Consider the following 16,476-nt stretch of genomic DNA (forward strand, 5'->3'; position numbering starts at 1 on the left):
ACATGTGTCAAATTTACCCCAAGTATCATATTCTGAAGTACTTGGGGGTTTTTTTATGAAACAGAGAAGAAAGAGAGACAAGCGGAAAAGTATAAAATGGTTTGTTTGTCTAGTGCTGCTTTTAGTACTGACTGTTTACAGTGCTGTTTTTACAGAAAAAATCATAAAACCCAACCTTGCTGCAATTGCAGAAGTTAAGGTAAAAGCGATGATGACAAGAATTGTGAATGAGGCTGTCCGAGAGCAGTTTGTAAACGATGCTGATGTAAAGGGCTTATTGACGATTAAAACTGACCAGGAAGGTAATATTACATATGTGGAATCCAACACGACCGCTATGAATGCTCTTGCAACCAACCTGACACAAGCTGTGCAGAATCAGTATAAATGGGAAGATGCTTCCATGATGCGCGTTCCTGTAGGAAGTATTGTAGGAAGTCAGATTTTATCCCAGTTCGGTCCTTATGTTACGCTTAAGGTACTTCCCATTGGAACATCCAAAACCAATTTTAAAACGGAATTTGAGAGCATGGGGATCAATCAAACCAAATATAAGGTGTACCTTGAAATGGACAGCCAGGCGAAAGTCTTAGCACCATTTTCAATTAACAATATCGATATACAAAATACAATACTGATTGCTGAAGCGATTATTGTTGGTGAAGTTCCCAATTCCTATATTAATGTGCCGCCAGGTTCGGCAATGGATGCTACAAACTTTTTCAATGAGTGATTGTAATACTGCGAAAATTTTCCTTGCGGTGCAATGCCAAGTTTTCTTGATTTATGGTATACTAAATTACAGGCAATCTTTGGATTGTCTTATAAATAAGTCATGAAGATATTAATTTGGAGCAAATGTCCGGTAAATAATTTAATATGGCATTGCCCCGGAAATGTAAATAAGGAGTACAGATTTGAGATTTACAGATGATAATATAGTCCTGCAAAATGAGGGGTACCGCGCAATTCTTGCAGGTGTTCAGCTGGATCAGGATATTTCCTATTCTATGAAAGAATTATGGTCCCTTGCAGAGGCTGCGGGAGTCGATGTAGCGGGGGAGATGATACAGAATAAAGAAAGACCGAATACCGCCACATATATCGGGAAGGGTAAGGTGGACGAGCTTGCCGAACTGTGCCAAAATATGGAGGTTGATACGGTCATTTTTAATGATGAGTTATCAGGTATGCAGCTAAGAAATCTAGAGGAGCGGCTTAACGTAAGAGTAATTGATAGAACCATATTGATTCTTGATATCTTTGCTTCAAGAGCTGTATCCCGAGAAGGAAAACTTCAGGTTGAGCTTGCTCAGCTTAAATATCGTATGCCTAGACTCACCGGCTTTGGAAAATCCCTCTCAAGACTGGGAGGCGGAATCGGCACCAGAGGTCCAGGGGAAAAGAAGCTGGAAACCGATCGCCGTCATATCTCCAAAAGGATGGATGAAATCAAACGGGAACTGGCAGAGGTCAAAAACAATAGAACAACACAAAGAGCAAGGCGTCAGAAGAACGAAATTCCAGTGGTTGCATTGGTGGGGTATACCAATGCCGGAAAATCAGCATTGATGAACAGGCTTCTTTCGTTTACGGACAAAGAAGAAAAGAGTGTATTTGAAAAGGATATGCTTTTTGCTACGCTGGATACTGCCCAGAGAAATATTAAGCTGGAGACGAATCAAGAATTCATTCTGGTTGATACGGTAGGCTTTGTAAGCAAACTGCCCCATTCGCTTGTTAAGGCTTTTAAAGCAACCTTAGAGGAAGTAAACTATGCAGATTTATTGCTTCACGTAGTGGATGCGTCCTATTCGGATCATGATTTTCATATTAGCGTGACGAATCAGGTATTAAAAGAAATCGGTGCTGCGGAGAAAGACCGATTGATGGTTTATAATAAAATTGATATTGCAGAGGATATCACTCTTCCTAGCAATGGGGAAGAAAATCTTTATATTTCAGCCACCCGGGGAGATAATATCGAGCAACTTGTGGATCGTATCAAAGAAAAGATTTTTTCTGACAGGACTGTGGTTAAAATGCTGATCCCATATGATCGGGGTGATATTTCATCCTATCTTTGTGAAAAAGCTCGTGTTGATACTATGGAGTATCGAAACGAAGGGACTTATTTTGAAGTAGAGATATCCAGGAAGGATTACGGAAGGCTGGAGCAGTTTCTTCTCTTGGAATAATCGGAGGTTCTTGTGATCAGATATAAAACAGTAATGAAAGAAGCTGAAGCTGAACAAATCATAGACAAATCAAGATTTATTGGACATGTCAGGCCAGTTGATTCGAGAGAAGAAGCGGAAGCATTCCTTTTTGAAATTCGATCTAAGCATAAAACAGCAACCCATAATGTTCCCTCGTTTGTAATCGGAGAACAATTTCAGTTTCAATGGGCAAGTGATGACGGAGAACCACAGGGGACTTCCGGTGCTCCCATGGTTCAGATGCTGGTAAAAGAAGGCATCACTAATTTAGCGCTTGTTGTCACAAGATATTACGGCGGGATTAAATTAGGAACCGGCGGCTTAGTCAGAGCTTATACTGGAACTGCTAAGCTTGCATTAGAGGCCGCTGGTATCTGCGATGTAAAAGAACTGGATGAGCTGAAGGTGCGACTGGACTATACTTTCTACGGAAAATTGCAGAATCTTGCCTTAAATGGCAATTTCACTATTTGTGATGCTGTTTTTGAGGATGCTGTTGTGGCGAATCTTGTCATGGAGCCGGAAAGTAGGGAAGAAATCAAAACAATGCTTTCAAATTTGACAGGGGGAAATGCCTTGATTTTAGACGAAAACAGGCGATTGGCAAAAGTCAAGACCTAATTGAAAAGTAAAATTTAGCAGAAAAACGAATTTTACCGTTGACATTAAAAAAATCCTATGCTAAGATAAGAAAGCGCTCAAGAGAGAGCGAAAACGAACGTTCCAAGGTAGCTCAATGGTGGAGCACTCGGCTGTTAACCGATAGGTTGTGGGTTCGAGCCCCACCCTTGGAGCCAAGTTAAAAAAATAAAAATAAATAAAAAAAGTGTTGACACGAAGGTGAAAACAGAGTATAGTAAATAAATGTGTCAACCAATTAGTAAGCAAGCTTCGGGCGCATAGCTCAGCTGGGAGAGCACCTGCCTTACAAGCAGGGGGTCATAGGTTCGAGCCCTATTGCGCCCACCAATTTCAACAAACCAAGCTTGCCGAAAAGAGAGTTTCACCCAAAAAAACGGTCCGGTAGTTCAGTTGGTTAGAATGCCAGCCTGTCACGCTGGAGGTCGTCGGTTCGAGCCCGATCCGGATCGCCATTTTAAAAAAATACAGAATAAGCTGGTGTGGCTCAACGGTAGAGCAGCTGATTTGTAATCAGCAGGTTGGGGGTTCGATTCCCTCCACCAGCTCCAATAACTCCATATATAATAGAAGGGAATCGAACCCGAAAGGGCTCGAGCGCATGGAGAAAGTCCGGTGGACTTTTGAAAAGCGAAAGGTTCAAGCCGACTGAAAAGGAGGCGAAGAACAGCGGATGTGGAGCAGACGCTTATTCCCTCCAACAGCTCCAGTAACTCCATATTATATGGCAGTAACACAAAATAAAAAAAGAAAAAAACTTAAAGAAAAAACTTGACAAATTTTGCTGAATATTCTATAATAATCAAGCGGTCAAAAAACAAAAGGGAATTGCTGGTTCCCAACATACCTTGAAAAATCAATAATCTGGAGGGATTCCCGAGTGGCTAAAGGGGGCGGACTGTAAATCCGTTAGCTGAGCTTTCGGTGGTTCGAATCCACCTCCCTCCACCAAAACATGCGGAAGTGGCTCAGGGGTAGAGCATCGCCTTGCCAAGGCGAGGGTCGCGAGTTCGAATCTCGTCTTCCGCTCCAATTCTGCGGATGTCGTACAATGGTAGTACTTCAGCCTTCCAAGCTGATAGCGCGGGTTCGATTCCCGCCATCCGCTCCATATTCTCATTAGCACTAGAACAATTTGGGCTCATAGCTCAGCTGGATAGAGCATCGGCCTTCTAAGCCGTGTGTCCGGGGTTCGAATCCCTGTGGGCTCGCCAAATTTTTTTTGAGAATGGGGTATAGCCAAGCCGGTAAGGCAACGGACTTTGACTCCGTCATTCGTAGGTTCGAGTCCTGCTACCCCAGCCAATAGGACCCATTAGCTCAGTCGGTAGAGCACTTGACTTTTAATCAAGGTGTCCCGCGTTCGAATCGCGGATGGGTCACCAATAACTCTGAAGGATAGTAGAACCTAACGATGGAGAGGTGTCCGAGCGGTTTAAGGAGCTGGTCTTGAAAACCAGTGACTCCGAAAGGGGCCGTGGGTTCGAATCCCACCCTCTCCGCCACACAAACACATGAATCTCAAGGGATTTATACCCGAAGGGCGTTAAGCTTAACGGAGTGGAGGATGAGTAAAATCGCCCTCTCCGTCATGATATATAGAGGAATCGACCAACCATGGAGAAGTACTCAAGCAGGCTCAAGAGGACGGTTTGCTAAACCGTTAGACCGGGTAACTGGTGCATGGGTTCGAATCCCATCTTCTCCGCCACATAGGGGCATAGCTCAGTTGGTAGAGCAGTGGTCTCCAAAACCACGTGCCGTGGGTTCAAGTCCTACTGCCCCTGCCAATTTTAATAATAAGAGATTCAGCTGGTTGCGGGGTGTAGCGCAGCTTGGTAGCGCAACTGGTTTGGGACCAGTGGGCCGCGGGTTCAAATCCTGCCACCCCGACCATTTTTTATCAGGGGCCATTAGCTCAGTTGGTCAGAGCGTCCGGCTCATAACCGGCAGGTCCGGGGTTCAAGTCCCTGATGGCCCACCAAAAAGTGAATATTGATTTGCCCAGATAGCTCAGTAGGTAGAGCAGAGGACTGAAAATCCTCGTGTCCTTGGTTCAATTCCGAGTCTGGGCACCACTTAGAAACCTTCGGGAACGATTGAATTAGCAACGTTTTCGGAGGATTTTCTTTTTTTTGTATAGGAAATATCTCTGGACGATTCTGTCATTTCCTCTTTTGTTATTTTTCGATGCATATCTCTAAGGAATGCGTCCTTTTGTTGTATCGGTATGCTTACAAAATAAATTCATCGTATTCGGTCATATCTTGAATCATCTTGATATATGGAAACGAATAGAAACGATTTCGTGCTGTTTGTCGGAGAATTTGTAATAAGCATTAGATTGCATTGAACTGTGGACAAGCTTCATAATAAATAGTAGAAGGGGTGTTTCATAAGGAGCACAAGAAGATTAGTACCATAAGCACACAAAAACACAACTGTAGTAGAGCATTGAGCATCAGGGGGAAAACGTGAAAGAAATACCAAATTTCAGGGGACTTTTGGTCATTCTTCTTGCAGCAGTCTTGGTTCCTTTTGCAGCATTAACTGCGAAGGAAACAAGTTATGCTGCTGAGCAGCCTGACCGAATAACCGGCATTCACCGGGCGTACATATATGGCTATCCAGATGGAACGGTAAAACCTCTTGGAGTACTGACCCGGGAGGAAGCAGCGGCGATTTTTAGCAGGCTGCTGGAAGGCTGTGATAAATGGGCCGCAGAACAAAAGGAAAGGAAGTTCTCTGATGTCAGTCCGGACCGATGGTCCTACAGAGAAATATCAGAATTGGCTGATGCTGGATTCTTGCAAGGGTACCCAGATGGAAGTTTTCGACCTGAAAACCCCATCACACGGGCTGAATTTGCTAATATCGCTTCAAAACTTTCCACGAAGTTCGATCTCGATGTGCCTAGCTTTCCAGATACACCCAATCACTGGGGTGCGGATCCAATTCGCACGGCTGCCTGCCGCGGCTGGATTCGATCTTTTGGAGACGGATCTTTTCGGCCTGAGGAGCATCTTCTTCGCTGTGAAGGGATGATGCTGATCAATGATGCACTTGATCGAAGAGTGAATGGAGAGGGGCTAACACATAAGGTGATTCGCTGGATCGATAATCCTGCACATGAGTGGTATTATGAAATCGTACAGGAAGCTAGCAATTCCCATAAATATGAAAGAATGGATAAAACGAAATCCACGGAAAGATGGATTGAATAAGGAAGTAATATAATAGGGAAATAATTCAAAACAGAAATAATCCGGATTGATGGATTGCGTCAACCGGTATTATGCTGGGGGTTGTCTCAACATGTATCTTCATGGAGGGATGGCCTCTTTTACTTCCTGCACTTGCTTTCATCATAGAGGAGTAATTCTATAAGTTTCTTCCTGAACATTTTTCCTGTTTCCCTGTTCCTGTTGATTTTAACGCTCCATTCCTTTAAAATAGAATTACACGAACGTAAGGAGGAACTGAAGTGGCACAATTATATTACAGATACAGCACCATGAATGCAGGAAAGTCCATAGAACTGATCAAAGTAGCATATAACTACGAAGAACGGGGGAAACGGGTACTGGTTCTGACGCCCAGTATTGATGACAGATTCGGTGTTGGGGTCGTTGCTTCCAGAATCGGGATCACAAGAGAGGCAATTACAATCAATGAGGAAACCAATGTTCTCGAATTGTTTATGAAAGAAAACAAGCGTCATGGCATAGACTGTGTCCTTGTGGATGAGTGCCAGTTTCTAAAAAAGCATCACGTTCAAGAGCTTGTTGAGATCGTCGACAGCTGCGATGTTCCTGTGCTGGCCTACGGATTAAAAAACGATTTCAAAAATGAGCTTTTCGAGGGCTCTTATTATATGCTGATTTATGCGGATAAAATAGAAGAGATCAAGACAATCTGCTGGTGTGGCAGAAAGGCTACCATGGTAGCCAGGGTTGTGGACGGGAAATTTGTAAAGACCGGTGAACAGATCGTGGTCGGTGGCAATGACATGTATATTTCCCTTTGCAGAAAGCATTACAATGACGGACGCCTGGGAGAATAAAAGGATACTATTTCAAACTTATATCAGTTTTTACCAGACCTATCAAGCCTTTTCCCTGATAGCTGTTTCTGTGTCTGAATTCCTTTTGAATTCCGTTGAGGATGGACCGCTTTTCATATCCCCATTCAGGCGCAATCAGAAGATGACGCGGCGCATCTGCCGTCACTCTATGGATTGTTATCTCTGGAGGGACGATTTCGAGTGCATCAACCACAAGGTTGATGTATTCTTCTTTTTGGGGTATGTGTATCCGATCCGGATAAAATTCAGCGAGACGTGTACCTTTTAGTACATTCATTAAATGCAGCTTGATGCCGAAGACATTTTTGCTGCAAACATGGCGGAGGGAGCTTAGCATATCGTCTCTGGTTTCTCCCGGAAGTCCGAAAATTAAGTGTACTACCGTTTTTATGCCGCGCTTTTTCAGCTCCGTAACCGCTTCATCAAACACGGATAATGGGTAGCAACGATTGATCAGCTCCGCAGTATTCTCATGAATGGTCTGAAGTCCGAGTTCGACCCAAAGGAAAGTTCTTTTGCTCAGCTCTGCGAGAAGCTCCAAGACTTCCGCTGAAAGACAGTCGGGCCTTGTCGCAATTGCAATCCCAATGACATCTGGATAAGCGAGAGCCTGTTCATATTTTTCACGCAGAACCTCGATTGGGGCATAGGTGTTTGTATGGCTTTGAAAATAGGCAATGTATTTGCCGGAGGGCCATTTATTTGATAGAAGCTTAATTTGCCCAGGGATATCACTGGCGAAATCACCAGATCCGTCTGCAGAACAAAAAATGCAGCCCCCTGCGCCTTTTGTGCCGTCTCTGTTAGGACAAGTAAATCCGGCGTCCAGAGAAAGTTTGATGACTTTGCATCCAAATTGATGCTTTAAATAGCTGCCGATGGAATTAAAATATTGATCGTTGTATATGGTATTCATTTCAATGTGTCTCTTTCGATAAAATTCAAGGGTAAAACCTGTTGGCATTTCGATTGCAATATTTGCAGCAACCCAATAATATGGTATAATCATTCATGGAATAATAATCGCAGAAATCTTGTGGCTGCGATTATTATACGGATTGAGTGCCCTGCGAGAATTTCTGTTTTGAAAGCGAGCAGGACCGAAAACGCAGATTGTATCGGTGCGAAGCAAACCGGAGCGGCGGCTTGCACGTATGATATAATAATACCGTAAATCAGAAGAAAAGTGAATGAAATTGAGGAAGATTATAAAAAATGAAAACGACGAAAGAAAAGGACTGCAGGTATGAGGGTCTGGAGGAGATCACTCAGAGCAGCCCATTTATCAGACTGGATCAATTGAATGAAGTTCGCAAAAGCAGGCATAAACTACTTCTTCACAGCTGCTGCGGGCCATGCAGTACCGCGGTAGTGGAGCGACTCACCGGGCGGTTTGATATTACAATTTTCTTCTACAATCCCAACATAAATGATCAAGAGGAATATGAAAAAAGGCGAGATGCACAACTTGATTTTATAGAGAAGTACAATGACCGGATCGACGCCAGAGACAGAATTGCTTATCTGGAAGGCCCGTTTGAGCCGGAGTTGTTTGTACAGGCATCTAAAGGGATGGAAGAGGAGCCGGAAGGCGGAAGACGCTGCACCTCTTGCTTTCAGCTGCGGCTTGAAAAAACTGCTGAGACTGCAAAGATGAGCGGTTTTGACACCTTTAGTACTACGCTATCCGTCAGCCCGCATAAAAATTTTGAGTTGATTCATAAGATTGGAATGCAGCTAGGGATGCGATATGCACTCTCCTTTCTGGGTGAGGATTTTAAAAAGCAGGGCGGGTATCAGCGTTCCATAGAACTGTCAAAGGAATACGGACTGTACAGGCAGCGGTTTTGCGGCTGCAGCTATGCAAAATAAAGGATTCCCCTTTGTGAGAGATTGCTGCATAGCCATTAAGACTATGTATGAAAAGAAATATACAATGTAATAATAATGTGATAATAATTGGAGGAAAAAAACATGTCAAGAGGACTCATACTACCAGAGGGATATTCTACTGTGATTGATCTGATGGAGAGCCAAAGGGCCATCAAAAAAATTAAAGATTTCTTTCAGCAGGAATTGGCTTATGGGCTCAATTTAAGAAGGGTTTCTGCACCCCTGTTCGTCACCCCTGAAAGCGGGTTAAACGACAATCTCAACGGTGTGGAACGTCCTGTTGCCTTTACCTTAAAGGGGCAGGATGAAAGAACTGTAGAAATTGTCCAATCCCTGGCAAAGTGGAAGAGGATGGCACTGGGAAAATATGAAATCGAGCCAGGTAAGGGCATCTATACTGATATGAATGCGATTCGCAGAGATGAGGAAGCGGATAACCTGCATTCCATCTATGTAGATCAATGGGACTGGGAAAAATCCATCCGCCAGTCCGATCGAAATGAAGAATATCTTAAGGAAACTGTGATCACCATATATAACGCAATGAAGAATCTAGGCGATTATGTGAATCGGATTTATCGGGACATCCAGACGGAGCTGCCTAATGAAATCTTCTTTATCACCACACAGGAATTGGAAGATCTTTATCCTGAGCTGACTCCAAAGCAGAGAGAAGATAAGATCGCGGAAGAAAAGAGAGCGGTATTTATTATGAAAATCGGCGGGAGACTGAAATCCGGCGAGCCTCATGATGGAAGAGCTCCTGACTATGATGACTGGGAGCTGAACGGAGATATCGTATTATGGAACGACGTTCTTGGCATCGCCTATGAGATCTCTTCTATGGGGATCCGTGTTGACGAAAATTCCATGTTGAAGCAGCTTAAGCTTGCTGATGCTGAAAACCGGTCAGAGCTGCCATTTCATAAAGCAATACTCAATCAGGAGCTGCCTTACAGCATCGGCGGCGGAATTGGACAGTCAAGACTGTGCATGTTCTTCCTGCGAAAAGCCCATATCGGTGAGGTTCAGGTTTCTGTCTGGCCGGAAGATATGATCGAAGAATGCAAGGCAAATAATATCTTCTTATTATAATGATTGAAAAGAGAAAAAATGAAATATGTTAATGTAGTAATCGACAATAATACGGATCATACGGACAATTTGTATACTTACAGCTGTGCAGATGACAATGTAAGGGTGGGCAGTAAAGTTACCGTCCCCTTTGCTATGGGGAATCGTATTAAAGAAGCCTACGTCATTCAAACTGCGGATCAGCTGACGGAAGAGATCAAAGGTCTCAAAGCGGTTGATGCCGTTGACCCGGAGATTTCTTTAAGCGAAGAGGCGGTTGCTACATGTATCTGGATGAAACGGCAGTACCTTTGCAGGTATATTGATGCCATCAAGTGCTTTACCCCAGCGGGAACTTCTTCAAAAAGAGGGAAGATAAGGACGCCTTACAAGGATGCTACGGGGGAATCGTCAGGAGGGAAAGCACTGACGCCAGAGCAAAAGAATGCAGTGGAATCAATCCGGCCTGTCATTGCGGCAGGGGAACATAATGTTTTTCTGATTCACGGTGTGACCGGAAGCGGAAAGACGGAAATTTATATGAAAGTCATTGAGGAGTGTATCGGGAGAGGGAGAACTGCAATCATGATGGTTCCAGAAATCTCTTTGACACCTCAGACAATAGACCGATTTATCGGAAGATTTGGAACGGAACAGATTGCAGTTCTTCATAGTAAGCTGTCTCTGGGAGAGCGATATGATGAATGGATGAGAATTCGTCGTGGTGAGGTGAAGATTGTCATCGGCGCTCGTTCCGCAATTTTTGCGCCGCTGGAAAACATAGGGACAATCGTCCTTGATGAAGAGCATGAAACGACCTATAAATCTGATATGACGCCGAAATATGACGCAGTGGAAGTCGCGATCAGACGAGCGAAGAAAAACCATGCTGTGGTCCTTCTTGGGAGTGCAACCCCTTCTTTGGTCTCTTCCTATAAGGCGGAACAGGGTGAATATCACAAGATTCTGCTCAAGGAGAGATATAATGGAACGCCGCTTCCAGATGTAGAAATCGTTGATATGCGTGAGGAGCTAAAGCAGGGAAATCGTTCAATTTTCAGTGTGTCGCTCTATGAGGAAATCAAAAAAAATCTCGCAGAAAAAAGGCAGGTTATTCTTTTCTTGAACAGACGAGGATACTCAACCTTTGTATCCTGCAGATCCTGCGGCTACGTAATGAAATGCAAGGAATGCGGTATTTCACTTACATATCATAAGTCCAGAAATGAAGCGGTTTGCCACTTCTGCGGTCATAGTGAAAAGGTGCCTGTCCTCTGCCCCGATTGCGGAGGGAAATACATCAAACATTTCGGGACTGGTACAGAAAAAGTGGAGGAGATGACCAGGGAAATTTTCCCCGATTATAACATCGATCGGCTGGATTTAGACACCACCACCAAAAAAGGCAGCATAGACAAGATTTTAAATTCCTTCAGAAAGGGTAAAACTAATATATTGATTGGTACGCAGCTGGTGGCGAAGGGCCTAGACTTTTCCAATGTCGGCCTGGTTGGTATTATATCTGCGGATATCACCCTGAATGTACCGGATTTTCGTTCGGCAGAGAGAACCTTCCAGCTCATCACTCAGGCCGCTGGGCGAGCCGGTAGGGGAGATCGCAGAGGCCGAGTTCTCATCCAAACCTATCATCCGGATCATTACGCGATTTTGGCTGCTAAAGATCATGATTACGATACCTTCTATCAGTCAGAGTCACTGCTGCGTAGGCAGCTAGGGTATCCTCCCTTTAGTGATTTGATGCAGGTGGTTTTGTCTGCTGAGAAAGAAAAAGATGCATTGGAGCTGTGCAGACAGATTGCAGAAGAATTTATTCGGGGTGTGGGCGAGGAGGAACGGCGGTATGTGCTTGGTCCCCAGGCGGCGCCCATGAACAAGATAAAAGGACTTTACCGTTATCAGCTGCTGATCAAGTGCTTTCCCGGTAAACGGAAAGCTTATACTAAGGTGCTGAATAACATCAGATTGAAAATAAGCACCGACAGAAATGCAAAATATCTCATTTCTGTCGACGTAAATCCATATAGTTTTTTATAGCAAGATACTGTGTTATAAGTAGGACGGCCAGGCCGTCGAGTTTCATTGGTATTAATTGAGGAGAGGTTTGAATGGCATTAAGAAACATTGTACAGGAAGGCGACGAAATTTTAAGAAAGAGAGCAAAAGAAGTTACAGAGATCAATGATCATATCCGTATGATTCTTGACGACATGATTGAAACCATGAGGGAGAAGAACGGTGTGGGTATTGCAGCTCCTCAGGTAGGAATTTTGAAGAGAATGTTCATTGCTGAAGTAGATGGTGAACTCATCGAGATGATTAATCCTGAGATCCTTGAAACAGAAGGATCCCAGAGCGAAGATGAAGGCTGCCTGAGCCTGCCCGGATATATCGGAACCGTTGAACGGCCAGAATATATTAAGATGAAGGGCCTTAACAGAGATGGAAAAGAAATGGTATATGAGGGAACTGGCTTTCTGCCAATCGTACTAAGCCACGAGTACGACCACCTTGATGGCATTCTTTATACAGACAAAGCCAAGAATATAAGAGAGTTTGATCGAGATGATGAATAAGAATGGGATTAAAATCGTCTATATGGGTACGCCTGAGTTTGCAGTCCCGCCGCTGAAAAGTCTGTGTGAAAGCGGTTATCAGGTGGAGCTTGTGGTCACCCAGCCTGATAAGGCGAGAGATAGAGGAAAAAAGGTGCAGTTCCCTCCGGTAAAGGAAACTGCCCTTCAATACGGCGTCGAAGTGCTGCAGCCGGAAAAAATAAAGGGCAATGAGGAGTTTTTCAACCGCATCAGAGAGATCAAACCCGATTTGATCATCGTCGCGGCATACGGGAAGCTTCTCCCTCTTGAGCTTCTTGAAATTCCTGAGTTGGGATGTATCAACATTCATGCATCTCTTCTGCCCAAATACAGGGGAGCAGCACCAATCCACAGATGTATTATTGAAGGCGAAAAAACGACAGGCATCACGCTGATGTATATGGAAGAAGGCTTGGATACCGGTGATATGATCGCTTCCAGATTTGTTGATGTGGAGGATAAAAACACTGCTCAGCTCCATGAGGAACTGTCGGTAATGGGAGCAGAGCTCTTGATGGATACACTTCCGAATATCATGAACGGAACTGCAGGAAGGACCAAGCAGGATGACAGCATGGCAAGCTATGCTCCTATGGTATTTAAGCAGGATGGTCTGATTGATTTTGGAAAATCCCCAGAAGAAATTGAACGGCTCATCAGAGGGCTGAATTCATGGCCGGTGGCCCATACGCTTTATCTTGGGGAAACGATGAAGATTTGGGAAGCCAAAGCACTTGATGAGAAGTCTGCAGAACCATGCGGTACGATCAGAGCGGTCTCAAATGAGGGAATAAAAGTTTCGGCAGGGGGGCGGTCACTGATGATCACAAAGCTACAGATGCCTGGAAAACGTGCGATGCAAGTATCCGAATACCTTAAGGGGAACAAAATCGAAATCGGTGAAGTTTTAGGGTGATTTGGAAGGGTATTTAATTGATACGTGAAGAATTCAAAGGGAAGTTGCGCCAGACAGCTGAATTGGAAAACATTTTTGAAGTCTGCTGCGGGAAAGGATGGAGATGAAATGTATTTAGGAATGTTTGATCCGACAATTATTATATTGATACCGGCGATTATTTTTACCATGTATGCACAAAGCAAGGTGAATTCCGCCTATAACAAATACGCAACTGTAAGAAACAGAAAGGGCATGACGGGCGCTCAGGCTGCCAGAAGAATTCTGGACAGCAATGGACTTCAGGATGTGCCTATTGAGGTAACAAACCAAAGGCTGGGAGATCATTATCATCCGGGTAAGCGTGTCATGCGTTTGTCGCCGCGAGTGTTCAATGATCCGTCTATTGCGTCAGTCAGCATTGCCGCGCATGAAGCAGGCCATGCAATTCAGCATGCAGAAGGGTATATTCCTCTTCGGTTCAGGGGAATTCTGGCGCCGCTGGCAACGTTTTCATCAAGACTAGCCTGGCCCATTTTGATTGTCGGTTTGATGATCATCGGGGCAGGGAACCTCTATCAGGGAAATATGATCTTTAATATCGGTATCATCTTGTACACTTTGGCAGTTTTATTTCAATTAATTACACTGCCGGTGGAGTTTAATGCAAGCAAAAGAGCAATTGCTCAGATGAACGATTTAGGAATAATTTATGTGGAAGAGACCGCAAGTGCCAAGAAGGTACTTTCTGCAGCTGCTTTGACTTATGTAGCCGCATTGGCTGCTGCAGTAGCGACTCTTCTTAGAATGTTAGCGCTAAGGGGGCGTCAGTGAAATGGATAAGAACAGAAGAACTGCATACTTTACACTACTGGATGTCGAAACAAAGAACTCCTATTCCCACATCGCTTTGAATCATCATATTATCAGCGGAAAGCCGGATTCCCCGTCATTTGTCAGGGAACTGGTCTATGGTGTTTTGGAGAACAAGACCTACTTGGATTATATGATAGAACATTTCATAAAAACCCCTGCCGCTAAAATGAAGACAAGCGATCTCATCGTATTAAGAATGGGATTCTATCAGCTGAAATTTCTCAGCGGTGTTCCGGAGTATGCTGCAGTCAGTGAAAGTGTTGATTTGGCAAAGAGATTCTGCAAGGGCAGAGAGGGTTTTGTCAATGGCGTGCTGAGAAGCTTCGTTCGGGCAGGAAAAACGGTGGAACTACCCGATCGCGCTGCAGATGAGGTAAAGTATCTTTCCATCAAATATTCCTATGAGCCTTGGATCATAGAACTGTGGATGGAACAATATGAAACGCCATTTGTGGAGGAACTGCTAGAAGCGGGAAATACTACGCCGGATTTGGTTGTGCGGGTCAATCGGCTTAAAACTTCCAAAGAGGATTTAAAGAGACGGCTCACCGCCAAGGGGTATCTTGCTGAGGACGGAGTTCTTTGCAAGGAGGCGCTGCATGTTGAGGGGCGCGGGCTGCTTGATGGAAAACTATATCATAATGGAATGTTTTCCGTTCAGGATGAAAGCTCTATTCTTGCTGTCAATATTCTTGATCCCCAGGCTGATGAGCTTGTTATGGATGTTTGCGCAGCACCTGGAGGGAAAACCTTGGCAATTGCCGAGAAGATGGGCAATAGAGGCGAGATTGTCGCATGGGATATCTATAGACGGAAACTGGCAATTATCGATAAGGAAGCAGAGAGATTGGGTGTGACCAATATTACAACGAAGACCTGGGATGCCACCAGAGTGGATTCTTCCATGATCGAAAAGGCCGACCGAGTACTTGTGGATGCTCCTTGCTCAGGCCTTGGAGTAGTCCGCAGAAAACCGGAGATAAAGTATAAAAAACAAACAAGAGAACTGGAAGAACTTCCAAAGAAGCAGCTTGCAATACTTTCAGCATCCTCCAAGTATGTGAAACCCGGTGGAGTTCTGGTTTACAGCACTTGCACCATTTCTCACAACGAGAATCAAAAAGTCGTGAAAGAGTTCCTAAAAAAGAATTCGAGCTTTAGCAAGGTTGAGGAGCTTCAGCTTCTTCCGAACATCAACAACACGGATGGATTCTTTATTTGTAAAATGAAGAAAGATGAAAGCCTGATCGGAGATTGATGAAAGCGGGAAACGGATGAAACTTTGACATTTCATTTGTTTTTATATATAATAACTACGCAAGGATGGAGCTGCCGCCAGTCATGTAGCTTTACGGCGTAGGGTTAAATTCTTGTGAAGTGATGATGCCAGCATCGGGATCAATAGGGGAAGCTTATGACACAAGTGGGATTTAAAACGGATAGAGGCAGAAAGAGAGGGAGAAACGAAGACTCTCTTTTCGTCATGCCAAAAGAGGAAATTTATATCGTTGCTGACGGAGTCGGCGGCCAGAATTCAGGGGAACTGGCTAGTACGATGGCAGTCAAAGGTATTGCCGAATACATAAAATCGCGGCCATTAAAGGGTGCTGAAAACGAAGATGAACTGCGGAGTTACTTTCTGGATTGCATGAGATTAGTGAATGACTTGATTTATCAGGCTTCTAAGCAGTCTCCTGAAAATGCGGGAATGGCCACTACCGCAGTGCTTCTTTATTTGAACAAAAGAACTGCCTATTTTATTAACATTGGTGACAGCAGAGCCTATATTTACAGGGACGGGCAGATCAGCCAGGTTACCGAAGACCATACCTATGTAAATGAATTGGTGAAAGGCGGCTCAATTACTAGAGCAGAAGCGGAAAACCATCCGCAGAAAAATATGATAACAAGGGCGCTGGGAGGAGATGATAAAGTCCTTCCAGATTTTTATCGATTGGATACCAACAAAGGTGATATCATCATTCTATGCACTGACGGCCTTTACGGAGAGGTGGCTGTGGACGAAATCTGCAGCATGGCAGCAGTAACAAGTTCCATGAGCACTTTGAGCAGGAAGCTGGTAGAACGTGCCAATGAGAACGGTGGACATGACAACATAACAGTAATTTGTTTGAAAATATAACGGAGGCGTTAGAACGAGCGCCACTATTGAGATGCAGT

At 44.2% G+C, this 16,476-nt stretch carries 14 protein-coding genes and 16 tRNA genes; 29 read left to right on the forward strand and 1 reads right to left on the reverse strand.

Going from position 1 to position 16,476, the window contains the following annotated elements; translation table 11 throughout:
• Positions 1-55 precede the first annotated feature (55 nt).
• From yunB to FRZ06_03480, 21 genes are all read left to right on the forward strand, one after another.
• Positions 56-733, forward strand: coding sequence for a sporulation protein YunB (gene yunB / locus FRZ06_03380; protein ID QOX62468.1), 678 nt, complete (start codon positions 56-58; stop codon positions 731-733).
• Positions 734-944: 211 nt separating this feature from the next.
• A complete protein-coding gene (hflX, locus tag FRZ06_03385) occupies positions 945-2,198 on the forward strand; it encodes a GTPase HflX (protein ID QOX65813.1) in 1,254 nt (417 codons plus the stop codon).
• Positions 2,199-2,210: 12 nt separating this feature from the next.
• Positions 2,211-2,840, forward strand: a complete 630-nt coding sequence (locus tag FRZ06_03390) for a YigZ family protein (GenBank protein ID QOX62469.1) — start codon at positions 2,211-2,213, stop codon at positions 2,838-2,840.
• Positions 2,841-2,941: 101 nt separating this feature from the next.
• A tRNA-Asn gene (locus FRZ06_03395) sits at positions 2,942-3,016 on the forward strand.
• Positions 3,017-3,112: 96 nt separating this feature from the next.
• A tRNA-Val gene (locus FRZ06_03400) sits at positions 3,113-3,188 on the forward strand.
• 48 nt (positions 3,189-3,236) lie between these two features.
• Positions 3,237-3,313: transfer RNA gene (locus FRZ06_03405), tRNA-Asp, on the forward strand.
• Between the two features lie 21 nt (positions 3,314-3,334).
• Positions 3,335-3,409: transfer RNA gene (locus FRZ06_03410), tRNA-Thr, on the forward strand.
• A gap of 315 nt (positions 3,410-3,724) precedes the next feature.
• Positions 3,725-3,809 (forward strand) — tRNA-Tyr (locus tag FRZ06_03415).
• Between the two features lie 6 nt (positions 3,810-3,815).
• Positions 3,816-3,890 (forward strand) — tRNA-Gly (locus FRZ06_03420).
• 5 nt (positions 3,891-3,895) lie between these two features.
• Positions 3,896-3,969: transfer RNA gene (locus tag FRZ06_03425), tRNA-Gly, on the forward strand.
• Between the two features lie 26 nt (positions 3,970-3,995).
• A tRNA-Arg gene (locus FRZ06_03430) sits at positions 3,996-4,072 on the forward strand.
• Between the two features lie 15 nt (positions 4,073-4,087).
• Positions 4,088-4,163: transfer RNA gene (locus tag FRZ06_03435), tRNA-Gln, on the forward strand.
• A 4-nt stretch (positions 4,164-4,167) separates the two neighbouring features.
• Positions 4,168-4,243, forward strand: a tRNA-Lys gene (locus FRZ06_03440).
• A 31-nt stretch (positions 4,244-4,274) separates the two neighbouring features.
• Positions 4,275-4,363 (forward strand) — tRNA-Ser (locus tag FRZ06_03445).
• A 114-nt stretch (positions 4,364-4,477) separates the two neighbouring features.
• Positions 4,478-4,569 (forward strand) — tRNA-Ser (locus FRZ06_03450).
• 3 nt (positions 4,570-4,572) lie between these two features.
• Positions 4,573-4,648, forward strand: a tRNA-Trp gene (locus FRZ06_03455).
• Positions 4,649-4,677: 29 nt separating this feature from the next.
• Positions 4,678-4,754, forward strand: a tRNA-Pro gene (locus tag FRZ06_03460).
• Between the two features lie 11 nt (positions 4,755-4,765).
• Positions 4,766-4,842 (forward strand) — tRNA-Met (locus FRZ06_03465).
• 18 nt (positions 4,843-4,860) lie between these two features.
• Positions 4,861-4,936 (forward strand) — tRNA-Phe (locus FRZ06_03470).
• A 396-nt stretch (positions 4,937-5,332) separates the two neighbouring features.
• Positions 5,333-6,082, forward strand: a complete 750-nt coding sequence (locus FRZ06_03475; GenBank protein ID QOX62470.1) for an S-layer homology domain-containing protein — start codon at positions 5,333-5,335, stop codon at positions 6,080-6,082.
• Positions 6,083-6,342: 260 nt separating this feature from the next.
• Positions 6,343-6,921 (forward strand): thymidine kinase, encoded by a 579-nt coding sequence (locus FRZ06_03480; GenBank protein QOX62471.1) that lies wholly within the window; start codon positions 6,343-6,345, stop codon positions 6,919-6,921.
• 7 nt (positions 6,922-6,928) lie between these two features.
• Here FRZ06_03480 and FRZ06_03485 read toward each other — a convergent pair whose 3' ends face one another.
• A complete protein-coding gene (locus FRZ06_03485; protein QOX62472.1) occupies positions 6,929-7,858 on the reverse strand; it encodes a TIGR01212 family radical SAM protein in 930 nt (309 codons plus the stop codon).
• 299 nt (positions 7,859-8,157) lie between these two features.
• Between FRZ06_03485 and FRZ06_03490 the strand changes: the two genes are divergently transcribed.
• The 8 genes from FRZ06_03490 to FRZ06_03525 all read left to right on the forward strand — a co-directional run bounded on the left by FRZ06_03490 (position 8,158) and on the right by FRZ06_03525 (position 16,438).
• On the forward strand, positions 8,158-8,814 hold the full coding sequence (locus FRZ06_03490; GenBank protein QOX62473.1) for an epoxyqueuosine reductase QueH: 657 nt from the start codon (positions 8,158-8,160) through the stop codon (positions 8,812-8,814).
• A gap of 102 nt (positions 8,815-8,916) precedes the next feature.
• Positions 8,917-9,930 carry an aspartate--ammonia ligase gene (locus tag FRZ06_03495; protein QOX62474.1) on the forward strand — a complete coding sequence of 338 codons (1,014 nt, stop codon included), beginning with the start codon at positions 8,917-8,919 and terminating at the stop codon, positions 9,928-9,930.
• An 18-nt stretch (positions 9,931-9,948) separates the two neighbouring features.
• Positions 9,949-11,964, forward strand: coding sequence for a primosomal protein N' (priA, locus tag FRZ06_03500; protein ID QOX62475.1), 2,016 nt, complete (start codon positions 9,949-9,951; stop codon positions 11,962-11,964).
• 71 nt (positions 11,965-12,035) lie between these two features.
• Complete coding sequence (def, locus tag FRZ06_03505) at positions 12,036-12,503, forward strand: peptide deformylase (protein QOX62476.1); 468 nt, start codon at positions 12,036-12,038, stop codon at positions 12,501-12,503.
• 7 nt (positions 12,504-12,510) lie between these two features.
• On the forward strand, positions 12,511-13,440 hold the full coding sequence (locus FRZ06_03510; protein ID QOX65814.1) for a methionyl-tRNA formyltransferase: 930 nt from the start codon (positions 12,511-12,513) through the stop codon (positions 13,438-13,440).
• Positions 13,441-13,548: 108 nt separating this feature from the next.
• A complete protein-coding gene (locus FRZ06_03515; GenBank protein ID QOX62477.1) occupies positions 13,549-14,253 on the forward strand; it encodes a zinc metallopeptidase in 705 nt (234 codons plus the stop codon).
• Between the two features lies 1 nt (position 14,254).
• Positions 14,255-15,553, forward strand: a complete 1,299-nt coding sequence (rsmB, locus tag FRZ06_03520; GenBank protein QOX62478.1) for a 16S rRNA (cytosine(967)-C(5))-methyltransferase RsmB — start codon at positions 14,255-14,257, stop codon at positions 15,551-15,553.
• Between the two features lie 156 nt (positions 15,554-15,709).
• The gene (locus FRZ06_03525) at positions 15,710-16,438 is read left to right on the forward strand and encodes a Stp1/IreP family PP2C-type Ser/Thr phosphatase (GenBank protein ID QOX62479.1); all 729 of its coding nucleotides are present in this window, start codon (positions 15,710-15,712) and stop codon (positions 16,436-16,438) included.
• The last annotated feature ends 38 nt before the right edge of the window (positions 16,439-16,476 follow it).

The sequence above is a fragment of the Clostridiales bacterium genome (genome assembly GCA_015243575.1).
In the GTDB taxonomy this organism is placed as follows: Bacteria; Bacillota; Clostridia; order Peptostreptococcales; family Anaerovoracaceae; genus Anoxybacterium; species Anoxybacterium hadale.

What these genes read in the sequence shown, in the direction of transcription:
- yunB (QOX62468.1), top strand. Translation starts at nt 56, where the DNA reads ATGAAACAGAGAAGAAAGAGAGACAAGCGGAAAAGTATAAAATGGTTT.
- FRZ06_03485 (QOX62472.1), bottom strand. Translation starts at nt 7,858, where the DNA reads ATGAATACCATATACAACGATCAATATTTTAATTCCATCGGCAGCTAT.
- FRZ06_03490 (QOX62473.1), top strand. Translation starts at nt 8,158, where the DNA reads ATGAAAACGACGAAAGAAAAGGACTGCAGGTATGAGGGTCTGGAGGAG.
- FRZ06_03495 (QOX62474.1), top strand. Translation starts at nt 8,917, where the DNA reads ATGTCAAGAGGACTCATACTACCAGAGGGATATTCTACTGTGATTGAT.
- priA (QOX62475.1), top strand. Translation starts at nt 9,949, where the DNA reads ATGAAATATGTTAATGTAGTAATCGACAATAATACGGATCATACGGAC.
- def (QOX62476.1), top strand. Translation starts at nt 12,036, where the DNA reads ATGGCATTAAGAAACATTGTACAGGAAGGCGACGAAATTTTAAGAAAG.
- FRZ06_03515 (QOX62477.1), top strand. Translation starts at nt 13,549, where the DNA reads ATGTATTTAGGAATGTTTGATCCGACAATTATTATATTGATACCGGCG.
- rsmB (QOX62478.1), top strand. Translation starts at nt 14,255, where the DNA reads ATGGATAAGAACAGAAGAACTGCATACTTTACACTACTGGATGTCGAA.
- FRZ06_03525 (QOX62479.1), top strand. Translation starts at nt 15,710, where the DNA reads ATGACACAAGTGGGATTTAAAACGGATAGAGGCAGAAAGAGAGGGAGA.